Raw genomic sequence first — 6,070 nt, forward strand, 5'->3', positions numbered from 1 at the left:
ATGAAATGCTTGGGATACAAAACTCCAAACGAGGTCTTCAATTCATGGCTTGGTGCAATAGCCGCTTGAATTCACCCATCCTTTGGAAGCTTGTTTGGTCCGTCAGCGTCGAGCAGGAGAAACGCTGGTCCCGCCGCCGCCTCTGTCGCACCGCTAAATCAGCTTCAAATCGTCGCCCTCAGCGGGCTTTGGCCGCTTAGGTTTTTATTCGTGCGCTCAGAGAATTTTACACCCAAAAACTTGACATGACCAGTTCGTGCCGATCCAGATATCGGTAGAAACTGGACCGGGAGACCCGCTCGTCTTTGAGCTCCTCATACACCGACACCCCGTGCCACCCGTCCGCCAACCGTTCCCGAATCCACTCTTTTCGCCCTTCGAGAAGTTTGTCTGTTTCCGATTCGCGATCAGACCGACCGTCGCCAGCATCCGGAAATAGCCCCGCCGGATACGCGGGTAACGCCACCCCACCAGGCCCCCCTTCTTTGGAAAGGTATCCCAGCGCCAACGACTTCTCCCTCAGGGCACGGATACGCCGTTTGGAGACATGCAGAGTCTCCCGTATCACGTTGACGCCCTTGCCGCTCCTCAATAGTTCTACGATTTTCCGATCCACCAGTCGCCTCCTTGTTCCGTGGGTCATGAGAGACCCTCCTTAAATGAATTTTGGAGGATCTTACATGTCCCAGATGACTTTGGTGGGGGGGGGCTCAACGCCCCCTCCCCCACATGAATAATCAGTTATTCAGTGGTACGGACAGGTGGGTCCCACTACGTGGGATTTGACCCCCTTGAAGTGGGTCCATTTAGGTGGGATTTTGATGTCTAAAACTGGGTCCGGTTGGGTGGGACGTAACAGCGGCGCGCGCTGTGCGCGCGCCCGCTGGACCGCTTTGTTGGGCGATTATTCGTAATGGCTCCACAGTCGAATGACCTTAACGGTCCTGATGTGAGGTAAGACTTGGTAAACCAATCGGTGTTGGACGTTAATTCGCCGAGAATACGCACCGGCCAAATCGCCTACCAGCTTTTCAAATGGCGGTGGATTCTGAAAGGGATTGCCTTCCAACACCTTTAAGAGGGTTTCAGCTTTTGGTTTGAGTCCTGACGAAGCCAATTTCTTGGCATCTTTTTGGGCTTGCTTGGTATACAGCAGTTGCCAGTTCACCAACGCAGTTTTTTGGAAAGTTTCTTTACGGGAATGTTGAGACCGGCCCGAATAGATTCCCGCATCCCAGGAATAGAAACCAAATAGAGAGTTTCTTGAATGGAGCGCCAGTCCTCATCAGACACCAAGACAGCATTATGACGCTTTCCCATGATCTGAATGGGTTCATGCGAATCATAGGTCTTGTCAAGGAGTTTGTACAGGGACGCCCTTGCAACGCTTGCGGTAAGTGTAGTCATTTTCTTTCTCCTGGTGAAGCGTACGTTATTAAGTACTGTTTGTCAAGGGGTAGAGTTGTCCAATGCAAGATGAGCCTGTAAAAAAGGTCGTTTCCAATGCAAAATGAGCCTGTAAATAGGTTCTTGAAGCGACGGCAGAGACGCGTCATAATCCGGACCTATGACCATCACAATGGACGACTCCAAGATTCAAACGCTGGCGCAGATTCGTCAGATTCTCAAATCATCACGAAAACTGAGGTTCAAGAGCAAGTCTCGCCATGACAAATACGCTTGGATTGAGGATACACTGAATCGCTTCGACTATTATTCCTTGAACAAGAAGGCCAAGGGAACTGTCAAATCCTACCTCCGGTGTATGACCGGATTCTCACGCGCTCAAGTGACACGCCTGATTTGTCAGCGACTTGCCGTCGGTGGGCTGGCCCCTGGGCGTCCCAAACGTAATCGCTTCCCAACCACCTACACTTTGGCCGATCGACAGCTCCTCGCTCAAACCGACAACGCCCATCAGCGCCTCTCCGGCCCGGCGACTCGATGTCTCTTACAAAGGCAGTACCGCCTCCATGGCGACAAGAAATTTGAACGCCTCCAAAACATCTCTTCCGCGCACATCTACAACCTGCGCGCCACACGCACTTACCAGCGCTTGGCCCAGACGTTCGCCGGGACCAAGGCCGTGCGTGTCAGCATCGGCGTTCGCCGAAAACCCGATCCCCAAGGCTCCCCCGGCTGGATTCGCGTCGACACCGTGCATCAAGGTGATCTCGATGGGCACAAGGGGGGCTACCACATCAATCTGGTCGATAGCGTCCTCCAGTGGGAGATCGTCGTTTGCGTTGAAAAGATTTCCGAATGGTTCCTGGTCCCCGCCCTGGAACAAGCCATCGGAATGTTTCCCTTCAAAATCAGGGGTTTCCATTCCGACAATGGGAGCGAATTCATTAATTCGGTCGTGGCGCAGCTCTTGAATAAGCTCTTGATCGAGCAGACCAAATCTCGCTCGGGACGGACCAACGACAACGCCCTGGTCGAGAGTAAAAACGGGGGCGTCATTCGCAAGCACATGGGTTATGACCACATCGAACAACGCCACGCACCCGCCATCAACGAATTTTACCGAACGTATTTTAATTCTTATCTCAACTTTCACCGGCCCTGTGGGTTCGCTACGGTGACCGTCGATCGGAAAGGCAAGAGACACCGCATCTACAAAACCTATCAGACACCCTATGATCGATTGAAGTCCTTGCCCAACCCCGCTCGCCACCTAAAAGAAGGTGTCACTTTTAAGGTTCTCGACAAAGAGGCTCTGCGCCTAACAGACAATCAATCCGCGCAAGAAATGCAACGCGCCAAGGAAAAACTCTATGCGCGGTTCGACCCCATGACCCCCAGGTCAAAACCCCCGAAATTCCACGCCCCGAGAGGCTCAATCTTCCCCCAAAAAGGAGGCAAGGTCTGAAAGTTACTGACGACGCTCCGTCGGAACATTTCAGGCTCATTCATGGATTGGAAATTGCTGAAAAATGAAACGAGGGAGAAACTAAGCGCTCGCAGGGGTTTTTCTACAGACTAAACGTTAAAGGTCAGCGGGGCCGCGAGAGCGGCCTCCGCTGGGCCGCCTTGTTGGGCATTTATGCCGCCCAGTTCAGGTGAAGTTTTTTGTGATGCAACGCACAGTCCCTCAAGTAGAGATTTATAAGGTTCTGGTAGGGCATTCCAATTTGGGATGACAATGATTTGAAGTAATCAACAGTATTTTTGTCCAACCTTATGGTAATGGGTTGTTTGAGGTGTTTTATGTAGGGGTTGCGTTTCCCCGCCATTTTAGAAAAATCATAGTGGTCTCTCATTGTCGATTTACCTCCTGTAATTGTCCCGTTCTTTTGAATCGGCTTTCCTGGCCGAAATAATTCTAATGAGGGAATCACTCTCCCGATAGCAGTGGCACACAACAAGCACGTTAAGTCGAGCGCTTAGGCCCAATAAAATGAACCGATCTTCATCCGAGGAATGATCCGGATCAAAAAACTGAACGGCACGAGGGTCATAAAAGACAGTTTGGGCTTCCTCAAATCGGACGCCATGTTTCTTCTGGTTAATTTTATTTTTCTTCTCATCCCAAACAAACCGAATGCTTTTCATTGGTAGAATTCAGGCGCCGGTGGCCAAAGATGGCTCCGGGTTCCTATATCCCCCTATCAAACCGTACGTGACCTTTCCGATCATACGGCTTACCGTGAAGTCTTCAAACATTGGCCATCACCATGACAAGGCTCGGGTTCGGATATCGTATCGTGCCCAGCAATGGCACGATTCCAAGAGATTTATACCAGTCTCGATCATACACCGGGGACCAATACGGTGCCTGCCGCTTTCGTCGTTTGCATTCGAAGTGCCTCAATTTGTTCCAGAGGTATTTCTCCACCTTCCCAAACTGCGCCGCTGCGTTCCCGCTCCGAAAGTATTCTCTCCATGCCAGAAGGACTCGGTTGATCTCAGGCACCAGCTCCCGCACACCCTTGACCCCGTTCCTCCCCCGATGGATGATCCCTCTCAGTCGTTCCCGCACCTTCTTCAATGCCTTCGGTGAAGGCCATCGGTTGAGGTAATATTTCCCTGCAAACCGGTAGGACGGCGTCTTCCTCAGATGATGACCGAGGAAGTCAAACCCTCCTTCCCTCACATCAACGATACGCGTTTTCTCCGGGTGCAGCTCAAGTCCCAGGCGGCGGAAGATCCCCGCCACCTTCGCCTTCACCACTTCGGCCTGTTTGGCGCTCACGCACTGGATCACAACATCGTCCGCGTACCTCGTCAGGTGGCCCCAGCTCCCGTGTTTTTCGTTCCATTCTTTGTCCAGCTCGTTTAAATAAACGTTGGACAGTAATGGCGATATCACACCGCCCTGGGGCGTCCCCAACTCCGTCTCCCGGTAGGTCCCTTCCTCCATCACTCCGGCCTCCAACCACTACCGCAGAAGTTTCAGAACCCGTCGATCTGTGATCCGTCGTTTCACCATTTCCAGCAACTTATCCTGCCGGATTTGTCAGAAGTAGTCCTTGATGTCCGCATCCATTACCACATTGCGCCCGCTGTTGGCCGTCACACGTATCCGTTCCAGCGCCCCCAGAGCGCTCCGCTTAGGCCGAAACCCAAACGAACACTCCTGGAAATCCGCCTCGAAGATCGGCTCGATCACCAACTTCGTCGCCATTTGCACCACGCGGTCCCTCACCTTCCGCCCGACAGGCTTCGGTATCATCACCCGCCTCACCGGACTCGGCTGGTAGGTCCCTTCCTTCAGGTCTCTTTCGATCCCTTTCAGAAAGGCCTCCACCCCCAAGGATTCGATCCCTTGGATCGTTTTTCCGTCCACTCCGCCGCTTCCACCATTCCGTTTGACCCGTCCCCAGGACTCTTCCAATACGTCCCAGCGGTGGACTCTGTCATACAGTGCGTGGAAGCGTCGGCCCTTGTCCCGCTTCGCCAACGTCCAGAGCTTGCGTTGAAATTGTTGTGTTTTCGTGATCGGTTTTCGCCGACCAGGGTGGTTGGGTGGCGTCTGTGCGCCACCATGCCCTCCACTTACCCTCTTCGCAAGCATGTCTTCACCTGTGGGGCCTTCCCTCGAACAAGTTATGTTGTCTTGTCCTTCATTGGTAATACGCCCCCCTCGGACTCCCTTCCGGCATCCGCCCCTTTCACCCTAAGGTTTATAGGGCCGACCTTCTGCCGGGCTCAACATTCCCGGCGCCGGGGAGGGTCTCCCCAGTTCCGTCTCCCACCTTGTGAACGTTCCGTTCCCCATACGCCGGAGGGATCCAACGCCGGTTTCCAGATCACGACGTTGTCTGCTGCCTTCGCTCGATATGAACGGCTCGGCTCCCTCTGCCTTTCGGCTAAAAAATTTCACGACGCTGCAGGATTCACTTTATGTTGCGGACTGTTCACTTGCTCCCGCTCCCTGGGGTTGTTCTCCCAGCCACGGTTTGTCCCCCGGCTCCTATGGGCGCCTTTCGGCCTCCCAACTCGGGGTAGCTACGTGCCTGTCTGGCCTTTGGCTCGACGGGTTCTTCCCCCGCTGGTTGAAGACAGCTTTTCTGGGCGCGCCATAAGCACATTGTATTTACATAAATGGAAATTGTCAATGCCCAACGAGTCTGTAGAAAAACCCCCAACTGGTATTTTTAAATTCCAAATTCGGGGTCGAAACACCTTAAAACACTTTGAATCGTTCGTCCTGGGCCATTTATGTGATACGCTTTTTGTCCCTTTTCATCCATTTTTCCCGCGGAGGGGTTTTTCTACAGCCTAAACGAATCTGTAGAAAAACCCTCTTTGCATACGTCCCACCCGTGTCGCGGGACTCTTTTTTTGTGGGAGCCAACACCGCGCCCTGGCCGGTCGGGACGAATCCGCCAGAAACGGCGGCGATCTTACCTTCCGCCCGGCCCCACAGAGTCTAGTCTACCTCCCGTTCAGCATTATTTCCAGTCCTCCTTCCATCTAGTGCCATGTATTCTTGTGGATAGCGGGGATAAAGTTTTCTCTACCCCGCCATCGCCCTCAGCCCGCTCGGAACCATCGCCGTTGTCCACCCATACCGGAAGATCTTCAACAGATTGTGCACCGTCGTGTATAACTTCCACTGGATGTT

The 6,070-nt window shown here is 53.1% G+C and carries 8 protein-coding genes; 1 reads left to right on the forward strand and 7 read right to left on the reverse strand.

Annotated features, from left to right (window positions below; all coding sequences use genetic code 11):
• Positions 1-226: 226 nt before the first annotated feature.
• The 3 genes from JNK54_10610 to JNK54_10620 form a co-directional block, all read right to left on the reverse strand.
• On the reverse strand, positions 227-643 hold the full coding sequence (locus JNK54_10610) for a hypothetical protein (GenBank protein ID MBL8024709.1): 417 nt from the start codon (positions 641-643) through the stop codon (positions 227-229).
• A 261-nt stretch (positions 644-904) separates the two neighbouring features.
• A complete protein-coding gene (locus tag JNK54_10615) occupies positions 905-1,168 on the reverse strand; it encodes a Txe/YoeB family addiction module toxin (GenBank protein MBL8024710.1) in 264 nt (87 codons plus the stop codon).
• On the reverse strand, positions 1,165-1,407 hold the full coding sequence (locus JNK54_10620) for a type II toxin-antitoxin system Phd/YefM family antitoxin (protein MBL8024711.1): 243 nt from the start codon (positions 1,405-1,407) through the stop codon (positions 1,165-1,167). Before JNK54_10620 ends, JNK54_10615 begins: the two co-directional genes overlap by 4 nt.
• A gap of 160 nt (positions 1,408-1,567) precedes the next feature.
• Between JNK54_10620 and JNK54_10625 the strand changes: the two genes are divergently transcribed.
• Entirely contained in the window at positions 1,568-2,872 is a 1,305-nt protein-coding gene (locus tag JNK54_10625) for a transposase family protein (protein ID MBL8024712.1), read from the forward strand.
• A gap of 172 nt (positions 2,873-3,044) precedes the next feature.
• Here the strand turns inward: JNK54_10625 and JNK54_10630 are convergent, their stop codons facing one another.
• From JNK54_10630 to JNK54_10645, 4 genes are all read right to left on the reverse strand, one after another.
• Positions 3,045-3,263, reverse strand: coding sequence for a BrnA antitoxin family protein (locus tag JNK54_10630; GenBank protein ID MBL8024713.1), 219 nt, complete (start codon positions 3,261-3,263; stop codon positions 3,045-3,047).
• A gap of 7 nt (positions 3,264-3,270) precedes the next feature.
• The gene (locus JNK54_10635; GenBank protein MBL8024714.1) at positions 3,271-3,555 is read right to left on the reverse strand and encodes a BrnT family toxin; all 285 of its coding nucleotides are present in this window, start codon (positions 3,553-3,555) and stop codon (positions 3,271-3,273) included.
• Between the two features lie 103 nt (positions 3,556-3,658).
• On the reverse strand, positions 3,659-4,366 hold the full coding sequence (locus tag JNK54_10640; GenBank protein ID MBL8024715.1) for a hypothetical protein: 708 nt from the start codon (positions 4,364-4,366) through the stop codon (positions 3,659-3,661).
• A gap of 93 nt (positions 4,367-4,459) precedes the next feature.
• Positions 4,460-5,017 (reverse strand): hypothetical protein, encoded by a 558-nt coding sequence (locus JNK54_10645; GenBank protein ID MBL8024716.1) that lies wholly within the window; start codon positions 5,015-5,017, stop codon positions 4,460-4,462.
• Positions 5,018-6,070 lie beyond the last annotated feature (1,053 nt).

The organism is Elusimicrobiota bacterium (assembly GCA_016788905.1).
GTDB lineage: Bacteria > Elusimicrobiota > Elusimicrobia > FEN-1173 > FEN-1173 > JADKHR01.

Bases quoted from the DNA above. Each gene is read 5' to 3' on its own strand.
- JNK54_10610 (MBL8024709.1), bottom strand. From the start codon at position 643: ATGACCCACGGAACAAGGAGGCGACTGGTGGATCGGAAAATCGTAGAA.
- JNK54_10620 (MBL8024711.1), bottom strand. From the start codon at position 1,407: ATGACTACACTTACCGCAAGCGTTGCAAGGGCGTCCCTGTACAAACTC.
- JNK54_10625 (MBL8024712.1), top strand. From the start codon at position 1,568: ATGACCATCACAATGGACGACTCCAAGATTCAAACGCTGGCGCAGATT.
- JNK54_10630 (MBL8024713.1), bottom strand. From the start codon at position 3,263: ATGAGAGACCACTATGATTTTTCTAAAATGGCGGGGAAACGCAACCCC.
- JNK54_10635 (MBL8024714.1), bottom strand. From the start codon at position 3,555: ATGAAAAGCATTCGGTTTGTTTGGGATGAGAAGAAAAATAAAATTAAC.
- JNK54_10645 (MBL8024716.1), bottom strand. From the start codon at position 5,017: ATGCTTGCGAAGAGGGTAAGTGGAGGGCATGGTGGCGCACAGACGCCA.